The 16763-nt window shown below is 73.9% G+C and carries 9 protein-coding genes, 1 tRNA gene and 1 pseudogene; 9 read left to right on the plus strand and 2 right to left on the minus strand.

The genetic code is table 11. The annotated features are described in order from the left end of the window. Positions 1 to 5 precede the first annotated feature (5 nt). From V4F39_RS09545 to V4F39_RS09560, 4 genes are all read left to right on the plus strand, one after another. Positions 6 to 8648, plus strand: a complete 8643-nt coding sequence (locus V4F39_RS09545) for a two-partner secretion domain-containing protein (RefSeq protein ID WP_332289121.1) — start codon at positions 6 to 8, stop codon at positions 8646 to 8648. Beyond that, positions 8645 to 10120 carry a caspase family protein gene (locus V4F39_RS09550; protein WP_332289091.1) on the plus strand — a complete coding sequence of 492 codons (1476 nt, stop codon included), beginning with the start codon at positions 8645 to 8647 and terminating at the stop codon, positions 10118 to 10120. Before V4F39_RS09545 ends, V4F39_RS09550 begins: the two co-directional genes overlap by 4 nt. 52 nt (positions 10121 to 10172) lie before the next feature. Continuing rightward, positions 10173 to 10261 (plus strand) — tRNA-Leu (locus tag V4F39_RS09555). Between the two features lie 269 nt (positions 10262 to 10530). After that, positions 10531 to 12420, plus strand: coding sequence for a WD40/YVTN/BNR-like repeat-containing protein (locus V4F39_RS09560; RefSeq protein ID WP_332289093.1), 1890 nt, complete (start codon positions 10531 to 10533; stop codon positions 12418 to 12420). 42 nt (positions 12421 to 12462) lie between these two features. On the opposite strand, the gene V4F39_RS09565 is transcribed toward V4F39_RS09560, so the two are convergent. Continuing rightward, positions 12463 to 12897, minus strand: a complete 435-nt coding sequence (locus tag V4F39_RS09565; RefSeq protein ID WP_378235060.1) for a DoxX family protein — start codon at positions 12895 to 12897, stop codon at positions 12463 to 12465. Between the two features lie 129 nt (positions 12898 to 13026). Between V4F39_RS09565 and V4F39_RS09570 the strand changes: the two genes are divergently transcribed. From V4F39_RS09570 to V4F39_RS09585, 4 genes are all read left to right on the plus strand, one after another. Beyond that, on the plus strand, positions 13027 to 13251 hold the full coding sequence (locus V4F39_RS09570) for a hypothetical protein (protein WP_332289097.1): 225 nt from the start codon (positions 13027 to 13029) through the stop codon (positions 13249 to 13251). Between the two features lie 119 nt (positions 13252 to 13370). Next, positions 13371 to 13916, plus strand: a complete 546-nt coding sequence (locus tag V4F39_RS09575; protein ID WP_332289098.1) for a queuosine precursor transporter — start codon at positions 13371 to 13373, stop codon at positions 13914 to 13916. A gap of 97 nt (positions 13917 to 14013) precedes the next feature. Further along, complete coding sequence (locus tag V4F39_RS09580) at positions 14014 to 14253, plus strand: hypothetical protein (protein ID WP_332289099.1); 240 nt, start codon at positions 14014 to 14016, stop codon at positions 14251 to 14253. Positions 14254 to 14310: 57 nt separating this feature from the next. Then, positions 14311 to 15618 (plus strand): MFS transporter, encoded by a 1308-nt coding sequence (locus tag V4F39_RS09585; RefSeq protein ID WP_332289101.1) that lies wholly within the window; start codon positions 14311 to 14313, stop codon positions 15616 to 15618. Positions 15619 to 15639: 21 nt separating this feature from the next. On the opposite strand, the gene murI is transcribed toward V4F39_RS09585, so the two are convergent. Then, the gene (murI, locus tag V4F39_RS09590) at positions 15640 to 16458 is read right to left on the minus strand and encodes a glutamate racemase (protein ID WP_332289102.1); all 819 of its coding nucleotides are present in this window, start codon (positions 16456 to 16458) and stop codon (positions 15640 to 15642) included. A 187-nt stretch (positions 16459 to 16645) separates the two neighbouring features. Between murI and V4F39_RS09595 the strand changes: the two are divergent. Beyond that, positions 16646 to 16763: pseudogene (locus V4F39_RS09595) on the plus strand (electron transfer flavoprotein subunit beta/FixA family protein); the annotation flags it as partial.

The following is a 16763-nucleotide window of genomic DNA, read 5'->3' on the forward strand; positions in this document are numbered from 1 at the left end:
CCGTGATGCCTTCCTTGCGCCGCTCCGCCACACGCCGTGCAGCTTCCCGTGCGGGCTGCCCCGCGCAGCAGCCCGGGTGGCCCGTGTTGCGCCCGGTGTGCGCGGCCGCGGCGCTGCTGGCCTGCGGCGCCGCCGGGGCCCTGCCGCAGGGCGGGACCGTGGTGGGCGGCGAGGCCTCGATCGTGACGGCGCCGTCGCGCACCGAGATCATCCAGACGACGCAGAAGGCGGCGATCGACTGGCAGCACTTCTCCATCGGCCGGCACGAGACGGTGCGCATCGAGCAGCCGGGCGCGGAGGCGGTGCTGCTCAACCGCGTGGTCGGCGGATCGCCGTCGGTGCTGCTCGGGCAGCTGCAGTCCAACGGCCGCGTCTACCTCAGCAACCCGCGCGGGATCATCTTCGGTGCCGGCGGGCAGGTGGACGTGGGCGGCCTCGTGGCGACGACGCTGTCGATCGACGATGCCGCGCTGCGCGCGGGGCGCTTCGATCTCTCGCGCGGCAGCGAGGCGCCCGGCGCGATCGAGGTGGCCGGCGACATCCGCGCCGCGGGCACGGTGGCGCTCGTCGCCCCGGCGCTGGCGGTGGCCCCCACCGGCCGCATCGCGGCGCCGCGCATCGGGCTGGCGGCGGCCGAGGCGGTGACGGTCGACGTCGACGGCGACGGGCTGGTCTTCTTCAACATGCGCGGGGAGCAGGCCGCGGCGCGGCTCGAGGTGCTGGGCGCGCTGCAGGCCGACGGCGGCCATGCGGAGCTGCGCGCTGCGGCACGCGCGGGCTTTGCGGACACGGTGCTCAATATGGAAGGCATCGTGCAGGCGCGCACGCTGGGCGTGCGCGAGGGCCGCGTGGTGATCGACGGCGGCGGCACCGGCATCGTGCGCGTGGCCGGCCGCATCGATGCGACCGGCCTGCAGGCCGGCGCGCAGGGCGGTGCGGTCGACGTGCTCGGCGACCGGGTGCTGCTCGATGCCGCGGCCCGGGTCGACGCCTCGGGCGCGGCCGGCGGCGGCAGCCTGCGCATCGGCGGCGATTTCCAGGGCGCGAACGGCAGCGTGCGCAACGCCAGCCGCGTCGCGGTGCTGCAGGGCGCCACGATGCGGGCCGACGCAATGGCGGCCGGCGACGGCGGGCGGGTGATCGTCTGGTCCGACGAGGCGACGCGCTTCGCCGGGCACCTCAGCGCCCGCGGCGGTGCGGCGGGCGGCGACGGCGGCTTCGCCGAGGTGTCGGGCAAGCAGTTCCTCGACTACGCCGGCGTGGCGGACCTGGGGGCGCCCGCCGGGGCGGCCGGGCGGCTGCTGCTCGATCCGCTGAACCTGACCATCGGCGGCACCGCGAACCTCAACGGCGACGCGACGGCGGGCGACGACCTGTCGTCGCCCCTGCTGGCCTTTGCCGATGCGCCCGGTGCCGGCAGCCAGATCACCGCGGCCGCCGTGGTCGCGCAGCTCCAGGCGGGCGGCGGCACGTCGGTGGAACTGCAGGCGAGCAACAACATCACCGTCGGTGCAGCCGTCAGCGCCAACTCGGGGGCGCTGACGCTGCGGGCCGGCAACAGCATTGCCGTCAATGCGCCGGTCTCGGTGGCCGGCGGCCTCCAGCTGCATGCCAACGACGGCGGCGGGCCCGCCAGCGGCTCGGGCCGCGTGGTGGTGGATGCGGCGCTGACGGCCGCCGGCGGCCAGGTGCTGATCGACAACCACGGCAGCAGCGTGGCGAACGGGATCAACGCCGCGGTGCAGGGCGGCAGCGTGGTGCTGCGCGGCTCGGCCAACGTGATGGGCACGCTCGCCGGCACGGCCATCGACATCGACGGCGGCACCGTGACGCTGGGCGCGGCCGACCGGCTGGCCGACGGTGCCGCCGTCACGGTGGCCGCCGGCGCGGCGCTGGCCCTCGGCGGCTTCGACGAGACGGTCGGCAGCCTGTCGCTCGCCGGCACGCTGAGCAACGGCACCCTGACGGCCGCCACCTATGCGCTGGCGGGCGGCACGGTCCATGTCAGCGCGGGGCTCGGCACCGGCACCCTGACCAGCACGGGCCTGAGCGCGCTGGACGGCACCTCGGCCGCCTCGACGGTCGACGTGGCCAGCGGCACGCTGGCGTTGGGCGGCGGCCCGAACCGGCTCGCCGACACCGCGGTGGTCACGGTGGCCGGCGGGGCGACGCTGGCACTGGGCGGTTTCGCCGACACGGTGGGCAGCCTGGCCTTGTCGGGCACGCTGAGCAACGGCACGCTGACGGCGGCCGCCTACACGCTGGACGGCGGCACGGTCGCTGCCAGCGGCGGCCTGGGCACCGGCGTGCTGACGAGCACCGGCAGCGCGACGTTGAACGGCACCGCGGCCGCGGGCACGGTCCACGTCGACGGCGGCACGCTGGCGCTGGGCGCATCGAACCGCCTGGCCGACGGCGCGGCCGTCACGGTGGCCGCGGGCGCGACGCTGGCGCTGGGCGCGTCCAGCGACACGGTGGGCAGCCTGTCGCTGGCAGGCACGCTGGCCGGCACTGGCACGCTGACGGCCGCGACCTACGCGCTGGACGGCGCGCAGGTGCAGGCCGGCCTGGGTGCCGGGGCGCTGACGAGCGACGGCGCGGTGCGGATCACCGGCCAAGCCAACGTCACGACGGCGGCGGTGCGCAGCGGCGTGCTGTCGGTGGGCGACGGCGGCGCGGGCGGCTCGCTCGGCGGCAGCACGACGGTGGCCGCGGGCACGACGCTGCGCTACGACGTGGCCGGCCCGGTGGCGCTGGGCGCGGTGAGCGGCGACGGCACGGTGGAGCATGCCGGCAGCGGCGTGATGACGATCGGCCAGGCGGTGGGCGTGGGCCTGTTCGAGGTGAGCGGCAGCGGCACCGCGCGGCTGGCCGCGGCGGACCGCTTCGGGGACGGCGTGGCCGTGCGGGTGGCAGGCGCGGGCCGGCTCGACCTGGCCGGCTTCAGCGACACGGTCGGCAGCCTGGACCTGTCGGGCACGCTGGCGGGCACCGGCACGCTCACGGCCGCGAGCTACACGCTGAACGGCGCCACCGTGGACGCGAACCTGGGCGCAGGCACGCTCACCAGCACCGGCGCCACGCTGCTCAACGGCACGGCGGCCGCGGCGGTGGTGAACGTCGACGGTGGCACGCTGGCGCTGGGTGCATCGAACCGGTTGGCCAACAGCGCGGCCGTCACGGTGGCCGATGGCGCGGCGCTGTCGTTGGGTGGCTTTGCCGACACGGTGGGCAGCCTGTCGCTGGCGGGCACGCTGGCCGGCACCGGCACGCTGACGGCCGCCGCCTATGGGTTGAGCGGAGGCACCGTGCACGCGAGCCTGGGCGCCGGCGTGTTGACCAGCACCGGCAGTTCGACGCTGCACGGCACCGCGGCCGCAGCCTCGGTCCACATCGACGGCGGCACCTTGGCGCTGGGCGCTGCGGACCGCCTGGCCGACACGGCAACGGTCACGGTGGCCGCGGGCGCGACGCTGGCGCTGGGCACGTCCAGCGACACGGTGGGCAGCCTGTCGCTGGCAGGCACGTTGGCCGGCACCGGCACGCTGACGGCCGCGACCTACGCGCTGGACGGCGCGCAGGTGCAGGCCGGCCTGGGTGCCGGGGCGTTGACGAGCGACGGCGCGGTGCGGATCACCGGCCAAGCCAACGTCACGACGGCGGCGGTGCGCAGCGGCGTGCTGTCGGTGGGCAACGGCGGCGCGGGCGGCTCGCTCGGCGGCAGCACGACGGTGGCCGCGGGCACGACGCTGCGCTACGACGTGGCCGGCCCGGTGGCGCTGGGCGCGGTGAGCGGCGACGGCACGGTGGAGCATGCCGGCAGCGGCGTGATGACGATCGGCCAGGCGGTGGGCGTGGGCCGGTTCGAGGTGAGCGGCAGCGGCACCGCGCGGCTGGGCGCCGACCACCGCTTCGGGGACGGTGTGGCCGTGCGGGTGGCGGGTGCGGGCACGCTGGACCTGGTCGGCTTCAACGACACGCTGGGCAGCCTGGACCTGTCGGGCACGCTGGCGGGCACCGGCACGCTCACGGCCGCGAGCTACACGCTGAACGGTGCCATCGTGGACGCGAACCTGGGCGCAGGCACGCTCACCAGCACCGGCGCCACGCTGCTCAACGGCACGGCGGCCGCGGCGGTGGTGAACGTCGACGGCGGCACGCTGGCGCTGGGCGGCGCGAACCGGCTGGGCGACGCGGCCGCCGTCACCGTGGCCGGGGGTGCGGTGCTGTCGCTGGGGGGCTTTGCCGACACGGTGGGCAGCCTGGCCTTGTCGGGCACGCTGGGCAACGGCACGTTGACGGCGGCCACCTACGCGTTGGACGGCGGCACGGTCAGCGCCAGCGGCGGCCTGGGCGCCGGCGTGCTGACGAGCACCGGCAGTTCGACGCTGAACGGCACCGCGGCCGCGGGCACGGTCCACATCGGCGGCGGCACGCTGGCGCTGGGGGCCTCGAACCGCCTGGCCGACGGCGCGGCCGTCACGGTGGCCGCGGGCGCGACGCTGGCGCTGGGCACGTCCAGCGACGCGGTGGGCAGCCTGGCGCTGGCAGGCACGCTGGCGGGCACCGGCACGCTGACGGCCGGGAGCTACACCCTGAGCGGCGCCACCGTCGACGCCAACCTCGGCACCGGCACGCTGGCCAGCCGGGGCGCCAGCGTGCTGAACGGCAGCGCCGCGGCGCTGGTGGTGCGCGTCGATGACGGCTCGCTGTCACTCGGCGCCGCGGACCGGCTGGCCGATGCGGCGGCCGTCTCGGTGGCCGCAGGCGCCACGCTGGCGCTGGGCAGCGCCTCCGAGGCCGTCGGCAGCCTGGCGCTGTCCGGGACGCTGTCGGGCACCGGCACGCTGACGGCGGCGACCTACACGCTCAGCGGCGCCACCGTCGACGCGAACCTCGGCGCGGGCGCGCTCGCCAGCACCGGCGCCACGCTGCTCAACGGCACGGCGGCCGCGGCGGTGGTGAACGTCGACGGCGGCACGCTGGTGCTGGGCGCGTCCGACCGGCTGGCGGACGGCGCCGCGGTCCGCATCGCGGGCGGCGCCACGTTGTCGTTGGGCGGTTTCAGCGACACGGTGGGCAGCCTGTGGGCGGCGGGCACGCTGTCGGGCACCGGCACCTTGACGGCCGCGACCTACACCTTGCAGGGCGCCCGGGTCGAGGCCCACCTCGGCGCGGGCACGCTCGACAGCCGGGGCGCGACGGTGCTCGACGGCAGTGCGGCGGCGACGGCGGTGACCGTCACCGACGGCACGCTCGCGCTCGGCGCGGCCCACCGGCTCGCCGATGCCGCGCACGTGGCGGTCGCGGCCGGTGCCGCCCTCGTGCTCGGCGGCGACGAGACCATCGGCTCGCTGGCGGGCGAGGGGCGCCTCATGCTCACCGGCACCCTCTCGACAGGCGCTGCGGCCAGCACGCACTTCGCCGGGTCGCTGGGAGGCGCCGGCGGCCTGCGCAAGCTCGGCGCGGCCACACGCTTCACCCTGGCCGGCACGAACGCCTTCACCGGCGACACCATGGTCGACGGCGGCACGCTGGTGCTCGACAGCGCGCTGGCCTCGCAGGCCGTCGTGGTGAACGCCGGCACGCTGGCGCTGGGCGGCGCCGACCGCCTCGCCGACGGCGCGCAGCTCCAGGTGGCCCGCGGCGCCCGCCTGGCGCTGGGCGCCTTCGACGACACCCTCGGCCGGCTGTCGCTGCAGGGCACGCTGGACGGGAGCGGCACGCTCACCGCCGCGCACTACGCGCTCGACGGGGCCGTGGTCGACGCGCACCTCGGCGCCGGCGAGCTCGCCAGCACCGGTGCCACCACGCTGAACGGCACGGCCGGCGCGCAGGTGCTGCGGGTCGACGGCGGCAGCTTGGTGCTGGGCGGTGGGGGGCGGCTGACGGCGCTGCCGCAGGTGGTGCTGGGGGCTGGCGCCGCGCTGGTGCTGGGCGGGGCGGAGACGATCGGCAGCCTGTCGGGGCACGGCACGGCGGCCCTGGGCGCCCACGTGCTCTCGACCGGCGCGGGTGGGGCCAGCCGCTTCGACGGCAGCCTGACCGGCGACGCCGCGAGCGGCCTGGTCAAGCAGGGTGCCGGCACCTTCGTGCTGGCGGGCGACAACCGCCACGGCCGCACCACGGTGGAGGCCGGCACGCTGCAGGTGGGGGTGGGCGGCGCCTCGGGTTCGCTGGGCAGCGGCCCGGTGCACAACGACGGCCGGCTGCTGTTCGACCGCGGCAGCGCGCTGCGCGTCGATGCGCCGATCACCGGCAGCGGCACGCTGGTGCAGGCCGGCGCCGGCCGGCTCGTGCTGGCCGGCACCAACACCTATGCCGGCGAGACGCAGATCGCGGCCGGCACGGTGCTCGAGATCGGCGAGGGCGGCACGATCGGCGGCGGCGACGTGGCCAACGAGGGCCTGCTGTCGGTCCAGCGCGCCGGCACCTTGACGCTCGCCAACCGCATCGGCGGCAGCGGCGCCGTGTCGCTGGGCGGCGGCGGCACGCTGGTGCTGACGGCGGACAACACCTACGCCGGCGGCACCGCCATCGGCGCCGGCAGCACGCTGCAGCTGGGCGACGGCGTCGGCAGCAGCGGATCGCTCGGGCAGGGCGACGTCGAGCTGGCCGGCACGCTGCGCAATGCGCGCAGCGGCACGGTGGCGATCGCGAACCGCCTGGCCGGCGCCGGCACGCTGGCCCACGACGGTGCCGGCAGCCTGCGGGTGGTGGGCGACAACACGCTCACCGGCGCCACCGTCATCGGGCCGGGCACGCTGATCGTGGGCGACGGCGGCACGGCCGGGTCGATCGGCACCGGGCCGGTGGCCAATGCCGGCACGCTGCGCTTCGAACGCAGCGACGACGTGGCGCTGCGCGGTGCGGTGTCGGGCATCGGCGGACTCGAGCAGGCTGGCACCGGCACGCTGCGCCTGGTGGCGGACAACGGCTACACGGGCACGACGCGCATCCTCTCCGGCACGCTGCAGGTGGGCGATGGCGGTAGGGCGGGCTCGCTGGGCGGCGGCGCGGTGCACAACGGCGGGCTGCTGCGCTTTGCGCGGGCCGACGACGTCACGCTCACCGCCGCCGTGACGGGCGAGGGGGCGCTGGAACAGGCCGGCCCCGGCCGGCTCACGCTGGCCGCGGCGGGCAACGGCTACACCGGCGGCACGGCCGTGGCGGGCGGCACGCTCGCCACCGCGGGCGACGAGCGTCTGCCCGACGCCGGCCGCGTGGCCGTGGCCGCCGGTGCGGGGCTGGTGCTGGGCGGCGCCGAGACGCTGGGCGAGCTTCAGGCCGCGGGCGAGGTGACGCTGGGCGGCGCGCTCACCGCCTCGACGGGCGCGCTCGTGTTCGGGCGCAGGCTGGGGGTGGCCGCCACCGCCGGCCCGATCACCCTGCGTGCCACGGAGATCGTCGCGGAAGCAGGCGACTACGACTTCGGCAGCCAGGCGCTGTCGCTGGACGCCGGCATGGTGCGCCTGCTGTCCGGCAACGGCGCGGTGGACGGTGTGGACACCGCCTACCGCGACCTGACGCTCGGCGCGGTGACGCTGGCGCAAGGCGGCCGCATCGACGCCGGCCGGCTGGTGCTCGACGGGGCCTTGCGGCTCACGGCGGCCGGCGGCACGCTCGACCTGCGCGCCCACGCGGCGCCCACGGTGTTCACCCTGCAGCCGGGCCTGCTCGGGCCGAACAGCGAGCTGCTGGCGCTGTCGGAGGCCGTCGTCGTGCAGCGGACCGGCAGCCTGATCGACACCGTCGAGGGCTCGGCGATCGCCTTCCGGACGGTGAACGGCGGCTCGGTGCACCTCGAGCAGGACGCCAACCGCTTCCTCGGCGGCCTCTCGGTGGTGACCGGCGGCGCGGACTTCGGGCGGGCCTGGCAGCAGCACGCCGCGCCCGGCTCGCCGCCGACGGCGCGGCAGGACGAGGTGCGCGTGGCCGGCAGCACCATCGTCGTGGGCGGCGGCCAGGGCACGGCGGCCAACGGCATCGAGGCCGACGTGGTCTACCTGCGCGCCGGCGCGCTGCGCACCGAGGGACCGGGGCTGATCGCCGCCCGGCTGCCCTACGGCAACCTCGCCGTGGGGGCGGGACAGTCGCTGCCGGGGCTGACGCTGGAGCTGACCGATGCGGCGTTCGATGCGCCCGACACCCGCTACACCTTCGGCAACCCGCACGGCGACCGCGAGATCCGCGTGCAGGTCGGCAGCCGCGCGACCGGCCAGCGCACGGACGGCCTCGACGCCGGCTTCGTGCGGGTGCTGCCGATCGGCGGCGCACGGGGCGGCACCGCGGTGTACCTCGTGGGGCCCGACGCGGGCGGCGCGGCGGGCTACCGCTTCTTCGACAGCGGGGCGGGCCGGCTCAGCGAGATCCCGGTGCTCTACAACGGCTACCTGCCGGCCTCGCCGCAGCTGCAGGGCTCGCTGTCGTCGGTGGCCGCGGTGTCGGAGCAGGCGCGCAAGGACCGTTTCGAGGAGGCGGTGCGCACCGAGAACGTGGCGGTGCGGCTGCGCGCCGGCGTGATCGCCGAGGTCGGCCCCGGCCGGCCCGCCACGCAGGGCAGCGACGGCATCCGTTTGCCGGAACAATGCGAGGCGCTGGGGGCCACCCTGGCGTGTGGACAAGACCCTCAGGAAGTCGTGCAGTGAAGTCGTCGCGTTTTTCTCCGTCGTCGCCCGAGGCCTTGCGCCGCCGGCTCTGCCAATCGCTGGCACTGGCCTTTGCCGGGTTCGGCGGCGCGGCGCGCGCGCAGTACGGCGGCTACGGCAGCCCCCCGCCGGCCGCCCCCGCCGCGCCGGTGCCCGTGCCGGCCGCGGCCCCGGCTGTGGCATCCACGCCCGCGGTGCCGCGTGCCGGGGGCGAGACGCGCCTCGCGCTGGTGATCGGCAACCGCGTCTATCCGACGCCGCACGACCTGCCGTCGATGCACAAGAACGTGCGCGACATGCAGGCGGCGCTGGAGCAGCGCGGCTTCCGCGTGACCGCCGGCGTCGACCTGGATCCGTCCCAGAGCAAGGCCGCGATCGACGCCTTCGAGCGCGAGGTGCAGGCTGCGCCGCCCGACGCCGTGGTGTTTTTCTATTTCAGCGGCCACGGCGTGCAGGCCGAGGCCGAGAACCTGCTGGTGTCGTCCGGCGTCGACCCGGGCCGGCCGGACGCGGTGGCCAAGGGCAGCATCGTGCTCGGCCCCGACGTGGTGCTGCGCCTGCAGGGCCGGCCGCAGGGCCTGACGATCGCGGTGATCGACGCCTGCCGCACCGACCTGCGTGCGGCGCTGAAGCCGGGCGAGGGGCTCAACCAGGTCGAGGCGCCGCCCGGGTGCCTGATCGCCTTTTCGACCGGCGCCGGGCGGCCGGCGCTGGCCCCGAACAACGAGGCGCAGAACACCTTCTACACGGCGGCGCTCGTCAACCAGCTGACCAGCGCCTCGGGCGAGCTGTCGTTCTCCGACCTGTTCCGGCTGGTCAAGCTGGAGACACAGCGCACGATGCTCAACCACCCGCTGGCGCTGATCCGGCAGTTTGCGCAGTTCCCGTTCATCGCCGAGAACACGCGGCAGCCGGTGCTGCTGGCGCCGCGGCCGGCACCGGCGGCGGTGGCGGCGGGCGGGCGCTTCAGCACCGAGGACGAGGCGCGCGATTGGGCGGCGCTGCAGGCGACGGCCTGGCCGCCCGACGTCGTCAAGCAGGCCGACCAGTACCTGGCGCGCTACCCCGGCAGCAAGCTCGCCGGTGCGGCCGAGGTGGTGAAGGAGGGCGCGACGGAGGCCGCGGCCATCCTGCGGCGCAACGACATCCGGCTCTTCCGGCGCTCCTTCGACATGCCGCCGGGCGCCGATGCCGACTACCAGGCCGACCTGCTGAAGTCCGCGCGGGGCGACAAGGACGCCGCGGCCCGCATCGGCCGGGTGTGGCGCACCGAGGCGCAGTCGGGCCCGGAGGTGTCGCGCTACGAAGGCTGGATGCAGTACGCGGCCGAACTCGGCAACGGCATCGCGAGCTATGAGCTGGCGCTGCACTACCGCCGCACCGGCCAGCCCCAGCCCGCCGCCCGCTGGGAGACCCGCGCGCGCGAACTGGGCTACACGCCGCCGCCCTCGCTCGACAACCAGCGCAAGTGAGCGAGGCCGCTGCCGCAGGCGCAGCGGCCCGCTCCGTTATGCTCCCGGGCCGGCCGGGGTGGCGAAATCGGTAGACGCCGCAGACTTAAAATCTGCTGCCGCGCAAGCGGCGTACGGGTTCGAGTCCCGTTCCCGGTACCAGGCAGATCCAACGCTTCTACATGACAAGGGCCCGAACACCGGGCCCTTCGACTTTGCCGGCCGCACGCGCACCTGGCCGCCGCTGTACGAACTGGCGGGTATCTCCTGCTGTTTTCGCAGGACGCACCGCCGTTCTGTTTCCTTACGCTCTCCGCGGGCCACCGCCCGGGCTTCCCCAGGGGAAGGCGGGTGCCGTGGTGTGTTGCATCAGCATCTCCAGGAGCAGTATCCACATGCGGTTTCACCAGGTTTGGGGCACGGCCCTTAGCGTGATCGCGCTCGCCGCCTTGTCGGCGTGTGACGACGACGGTTTGAATGGCATCGACGGCAGCAACGGCATCAGCGCGCTGCTGAAGACCACGGCCGAGGCGTCGAGCAGCTACTGCCCCAGCGGCGGCACGCGCATCGAATCCGGACCCGACACGAACACGAACGGCACGCTGGAAGCCGGCGAAGTGACAGGGACCCAGTACGTCTGCAACGGCGACACCCCCGCCCGGCCACTCACGGCGATGGCCGCCGAGCCCGCCGGCGCGCACTGCGCCACCGGCGGCACGCGGATCACCGCGGGGGCCGATGCCAACGGCAACGGCACGCTCGACGCCGCCGAGGTCAGCTCGACGGCCTATGTCTGCACCGGGGCGGTCGGGGCCACGGGCACCACCGGCGCCACGGGCGCGACGGGGTCCGACGGCTACACGCACCTCGTGGCGCTGGCGGTCGAACCCTTGGGCAGCGCCAGCTGCACGTACGGTGGCACGCGCATCACGAGCGGCCTCGACACCGACCGCAACGGCAGCCTCGCGGCAGGCGAGGTGGCCGCCACCAGCTACGTCTGCAACGGCGCCGGGGTCACCTGGAGCAACGTCGTCAGCGACACCAGCGTGCAAATGGCCTCGCACATGGGCTACATCGCCAGCAACACGACGACGGAGGTGGCGTTCTCGCTGCCGGTGTCGCCGGCCATCGGGGACATCGTGCGCGTGAAGGGCGGCCTCGGCGTGGGCTGGAAGATCACGCAGGCCGCCGGCCAGTCGATCGACCTCGGCGACCTGCGCACGTGGTCGTCGCTGTCGGGCCAGGCGTGGACCGAGCTGCCGGTCCAGATCGGCGTCGGCTGGGAGACCTTCGTCGCGAGCTCCAGCAGCGGCCAGACCGTGGCCGCGGTCACCCGCTGGCTGACCGACGTGGGCGTCAGCAAGGACGGCGGCGCCACATGGGCGCTGACGACGCTGGGCCCGAACGTGCGCGATGTCGCCGTCTCGCCGAACGGCAAGGTGATGTACGTGAGCACCCTGGACCCGGCCAACGGGATGTATGTCTCGAGCGACGAGGGGGCCACCTGGGCCGCGCGCACCTTGCTGACGGACGTGATCGACGCGGCTGCCTACACGAACGGCGTGGTGGCCATCGGCACGTTGGGCGGCATCACCGCACCGTACCGTTCCACCGACGGCGGGGTCAGCTGGACCTCGTTGCTGCCGACCGGCGCGCCGCCGTCGGCGTGCTGGCGCAGCATCGCGGTTTCCGCGGACGGGCAGCACATCGCGATCGGCGGCAATGGCAATGGCAGCTGCTCGGCCATCCCGGTCTTCGTGTCGCACGACGCGGGCGTTTCCTGGATCGCCAGCGATGCCACGAACGGCCCGCCGCAGAACCGGATCCAGATGGTGGCCATCTCCGGCAGTGGCAACACCGTGGTGGTGGGTTCGTCCGATGGCGGCATCGGCCTGCGCGTGTCCACCGACGGCGGCCGCACCTACCGCCAGTCGACCATCACCGACGGCCTGTACCCGGAGCTGACCGGCAAGATCGCGCTGTCCGCCGACGGCCGCCGCATGGTGGCGCCCGCCACCAGCAGCCGGGTCTATACGTCGAACAACACCGGCTACACCTGGAGCGTCCAGACGGTCGCCCGCGGCGCCGTCAGTGCCGCCGGCTCCAGCACGCTCGATGCCGTCTATTACGCCACGCCCCGCGGCGTGGATGGCGGCTACGTGTTCAAGAGCGAGTCGGTGCTGTCGTCGGTCTCCGGCACCACGGGCGGCGTGGGGGGCCAGGTCAGCGGCACGAGCGGCGATGCGCTCGAGCTCCAGCACCTCGGCAGTGGCGTGTGGAGCGTGCTCGGGGGCGTGAGCAACCTGCTCGTGGTGCGGTAACCGCTGCACCCCTCGCGCGATTTGGGGTGCAGCGGTGGCCGTTCAGTTGCAGCGGCCGTTGGCACCCGCCACGCTGAGCCCGCCGGCCCCCAGCAGCGCGATCGCGATCGCGCCGAACAGGTACAGGCCCTGCAACTCGAGCGCCCAGCCGCCCTGCGGCGTCAGTGACATCAGCTGCGATGCATGCGCCAGGGCGATGGCCACCACCATGTTGACGGCGATGACGACCGCGGCGAGCCGGGTCCACGCGCCGATGATCAGCAGCAGCGGCGCGAGCACCTCGCCGACGTAGACCCCATACGCCAGGAACGCCGGCAGGCCGGCGCCCTGCAACATGCCGGCGATGCCGCCGACGCCGCTGCCGATCTTGAAGATGCCATGCAGCAGCATCAGCACGCCGACGGCGAGCCGCAGGACGAGCTTGCCGATGTCGTCTGAAGGGGTGGCCACGGCTCTTTGGGAGGGGACAGAGGGCATGACGAGGGGTCTCCGTTGAAAAGCTGGACGGGCGACGATCTTGCGCAATGAAGCGCGGCGATGTTACGGCTGATCGCGGCTTCTGCTGACACGCGGCGGTGGTAAGGTGGGCCTTTCCCAGGAGCCTTGATGACCCCATCGCCCCGGCTGTCGCCTGTCCTCAGGCGCGAGGCTCTGCGCAATGCGCTGCTCGAGACGGTGGACCTGCTCCGTCGCTGCCGCGCGTCGGAGATCACCCCCGGCTTCATCGACGACTACGTGGCGCTGAACTGGCTCGAATGGAGCGGCGGCAGCCTGAAGCTGACGATCACCGGCCGCAACATCTGCAAGCAGGTCGCTGCCAGGCTGGACTGAGTAACCATAGCGGCCGGCGCCTGCGGCCGGCGAGCGCGATGTGGTGGGGCGACGTGGGAGGGCGACGCCATGAGCGACACTCCCGGCTGCGTTTCTCACCGCTGGCGTGCGCCGTTTCCATGTCCCTGAACCTGTCTGATCTGGCGCGCCTGTGGCGGCCCGTCGTCGCGATGATGCTCGTCATCGTCGCTTCCAACTTCCTCGTCCAATACCCGATCAACGAATGGCTCACCTGGGGCGCGTTCACCTTCCCGGTGGCCTACCTGGTGACCGACCTGACCAACCGTGCGGTGGGGCCGCAGGCCGCGCGTCGCGTCGCGTGGATGGGCTTCGCCATCGCCGTCCTGGTCTCGCTGCTGCTGGCGCCTTGGCGCATCGCCGTGGCGTCCGGCGTGGCGTTCATCGTGTCGCAGCTCCTCGACGTGGCGGTGTTCAACCGCTGGCGGGCGCAGTCGTGGTGGAAAGCCCCCTTTGTCGGGTCTTCGGTGGCGTCGGTGATCGATACGCTGCTGTTCTTTTCGTTGGCGTTCGCGGGCACCGAGCTCGACTGGGCCGCTTTGGCGGCGGGCGATCTGGGCGTCAAGTGGCTGATGGCCGTGCTGCTGCTCCTGCCCTACAAGGCAATGCTGCCGAGGCTGCATCGTTGGGTACCGGCGGCGCGCTGAGTTGCTGCCGCTGATGCGTGATCGCGACATCCCCCCGCTCGGGCGATGCGGCCCCCCGGGTTGGGCGCCAAGAATGATTGCAAAGGAGCGCTCCACCATGAATCCCCCGACCTGCACCCTGATCCGTGTCTCCCTCAAGAGCAACGGTGCCGGCGTGCGTGACGTCGAGGTGATCGAGGAGCCGCCGGTCTTCCATGCCTGCCGCAGCACCCAGCGCCTGCTCCGCCCGTATGCCAGCCCCGAGGGCGCCGCCTGGTTCGAGAGCCTGATGGCCGAGTTCGACAGCGGTTCGGCCGTGCCCGCCCGCGGCGGCAAGGCGCGCTCGACGCCGTCCTGACGCATCGGGCCCCGTCTGCCTCGATGCTAGTCTCCGCCCTCCACGGCGGGAGGCGATTTGGGCTGGTTTCCACAAGAGGCGCTCAACGAGGGCGTTCGCAAGCGAGAGGTGTTCGGGTGGGCGATGTACGACTTCGCCAACTCCGGCTACACGACGGTGGTGCTGACCGCCGTGTTCAACGCGTACTTCGTCGGCGTGGTCGCACGGGGCGCTTCCTGGGCCACGCTGGCCTGGACGCTGTGCATCGCGGTGTCCAGCGCGATCACCATGGTCACCGTGCCGGCACTGGGTGCCCATGCGGATCTTCGCGCGGCGAAGAAGCGGGTGCTCGGCTGGACCACGGCAGGCTGCGTCGCGGCCACGCTCGCGCTGGCCTGGTGCGGCGAGGGTGACGTGGCGCTGGCGGCCGTGGCCGTGGTGGTGTCCAACGTGTTCTATTCGTACGGCGAGGCCTTGAACGCGGCCTTCCTGCCCGAGCTGGCGCGGCGGGAGGCGATCGGCCGCGTGTCGGGCTGGGGCTGGAGCTTCGGCTACTTCGGCGGCATGCTGTCCCTGGGGCTGTCATTGGGCTATGTGCTGTGGGCGCAGCAGCAGGGGCAGCCTGCGACGCAGTTCGTGCCGGTGACGATGCTCATCACCGCGGCCGTGTATGCCGTGGCCTCGCTGGCGACCTTCGCGCTGCTGAAGGAGCGGGCTCTCGCTTGCGCAGCGCCGGCAGGCGCCAGCCCGCCGGCGGGCGGCGTGCGCGCGGCCCTGTCCCGCCTGTTGCAGACCGGCCGCGACGCGCGCCGCTACCGCGACTTCGCATGGCTTCTGGCCTGCGGAACGGCCTACCAGGCCGGCATCGCGGTGGTGATCGCGCTGGCAGCCGTCTACGCCGAGCAGGCGCTTGGCTTCGAGCAGACGCAGACGATGGCCCTGGTCTTCGCCGTCAACATCGCATCCGCGGCGGGTGCGTTCCTCTTCGGCTACTGGCAGGACAAGGCGGGCCACAAGCTGGCTCTGTCCACGACCTTGGTGGGATGGATCGCGATGACGCTGATGGCGTTCGTGGCGACAACGCCGGGCCTCTTCTGGGCAGCCGCCGTGCTGGCAGGGTTGTGCATGGGGTCGAGCCAGTCCGCCGGCCGCGCGTTGACGGGGCTGCTGGCGCCCGCGGAGCGGCTGGCCGAGTTCTTCGGGCTCTGGACCTTCGCCACCCGGCTGGCGGCGATCATCGGGCCCTTGACCTACGGCCTGGTGACCTGGCTCACCGCCGGCAACCACCGGCTCGCCATCCTGTCGACGGCGGTGTTCTTCATCGCGGGGCTGGTGTTGCTGCGGCCGGTAGACCTGCAGCGCGGCATGCGCGCCGCCCGGCATTAGCGCCACCCGGCCGCAGCGCGTTCAGACGGGTGCGACCTGGGCGGCGATGCGCAGGCCCATCCAGCGCTGCGCCAGTTCCTCGAGCCGGGACGGGTCGCCGGTGCTCCACAGCTCGACACTGCCGGCGGCGGTGCCGGGTGCGCCCGGCGGCAAGGCCTGCGCCAGTGCGAGCGTTCGTCGGGCCACGGCCTGCGCCGTGTCCACCAGCGCCACCTGCGGCCCCATCTCGGCGCGGATGTGGTGCGCCACCAGCGGATAGTGCGTGCAGCCCAGGACGACGGCATCGCAGCCGGCCTCGCGCAGCGGGGCACAGTGCTCCGCGACGCACGCCTTCACGGCAGGGCTGTCCAGCGGGTGTTGTTCGATGGCCTGCGCCAGGCCGCTGCAGGCCTGGAGATGAAACGCCACCGGGCCGTGGGCGCCCTGCGCCAGCCGCTGCAGCAGGGCGCGGAAGCGATCGCTCTGCAGCGTTGCGCGCGTGGCCATCACACCCACCTGGCCGTTGCGCGTGAGGGCCAACGCGGGCTTGACGCCCGGCTCGATGCCGACCACCGGCCAGTCGGGCATGCCTGCGCGCAGCGCCTGCACGGCGGCGGCGGTCGCGGTGTTGCAGGCGATGACGAGCATCTGTGCCCCTCGCGCCCGCAGGAACGCGGCGATGCGGTGGGTGCGTTCCCCGATGAAGCCAGCGCTGCGCTCGCCGTAGGGCGCATGGGCGGTGTCCGCCACGTACAGGAGGGCTGCGGCAGGCGCCGCCTCGCGCAGGGCATGGAGCACCGACAAGCCACCCACCCCTGAATCGAAGACGCCGATGCGGACCGGCCTGGGCGTGGGGACCATGCAAGCGAACTGCGGAGGGAGGGGGCCGGCAGTGTAGGGGCCTGCGGGGCAGGCGGCCGGAATGCGCCAACTTTGGCCGTTAGAATCGAACGACCGTTCGTTTCCGGGGGTGCGTAGTTCACGCAGGCCGCTGGAACCGGGGTCGGCAACGAGACGAGATTCATTTGCATCCGAGGAGCACAAGCGCATGAAGATCCTGGTCCCGGTGAAGCGGGTGGTGGACTACAACGTGAAGGTGAGGGTGAAGGGCGACGGCACGGGGGTGGACATTGCCAACGTGAAGATGTCGATGAACCCGTTCGACG

Origin of the sequence: Aquincola agrisoli, from assembly GCF_036621135.1 — a bacterium.
GTDB lineage: Bacteria > Pseudomonadota > Gammaproteobacteria > Burkholderiales > Burkholderiaceae_C > Aquincola > Aquincola agrisoli.

Coding starts and splice junctions, on each gene's coding strand:
- V4F39_RS09545 (WP_332289121.1), top strand. CDS start 6: ATGCCTTCCTTGCGCCGCTCCGCCACACGCCGTGCAGCTTCCCGTGCG.
- V4F39_RS09565 (WP_378235060.1), bottom strand. CDS start 12,897: ATGCCCTCTGTCCCCTCCCAAAGAGCCGTGGCCACCCCTTCAGACGAC.
- V4F39_RS09570 (WP_332289097.1), top strand. CDS start 13,027: ATGACCCCATCGCCCCGGCTGTCGCCTGTCCTCAGGCGCGAGGCTCTG.
- V4F39_RS09575 (WP_332289098.1), top strand. CDS start 13,371: ATGTCCCTGAACCTGTCTGATCTGGCGCGCCTGTGGCGGCCCGTCGTC.
- V4F39_RS09580 (WP_332289099.1), top strand. CDS start 14,014: ATGAATCCCCCGACCTGCACCCTGATCCGTGTCTCCCTCAAGAGCAAC.
- murI (WP_332289102.1), bottom strand. CDS start 16,458: ATGGTCCCCACGCCCAGGCCGGTCCGCATCGGCGTCTTCGATTCAGGG.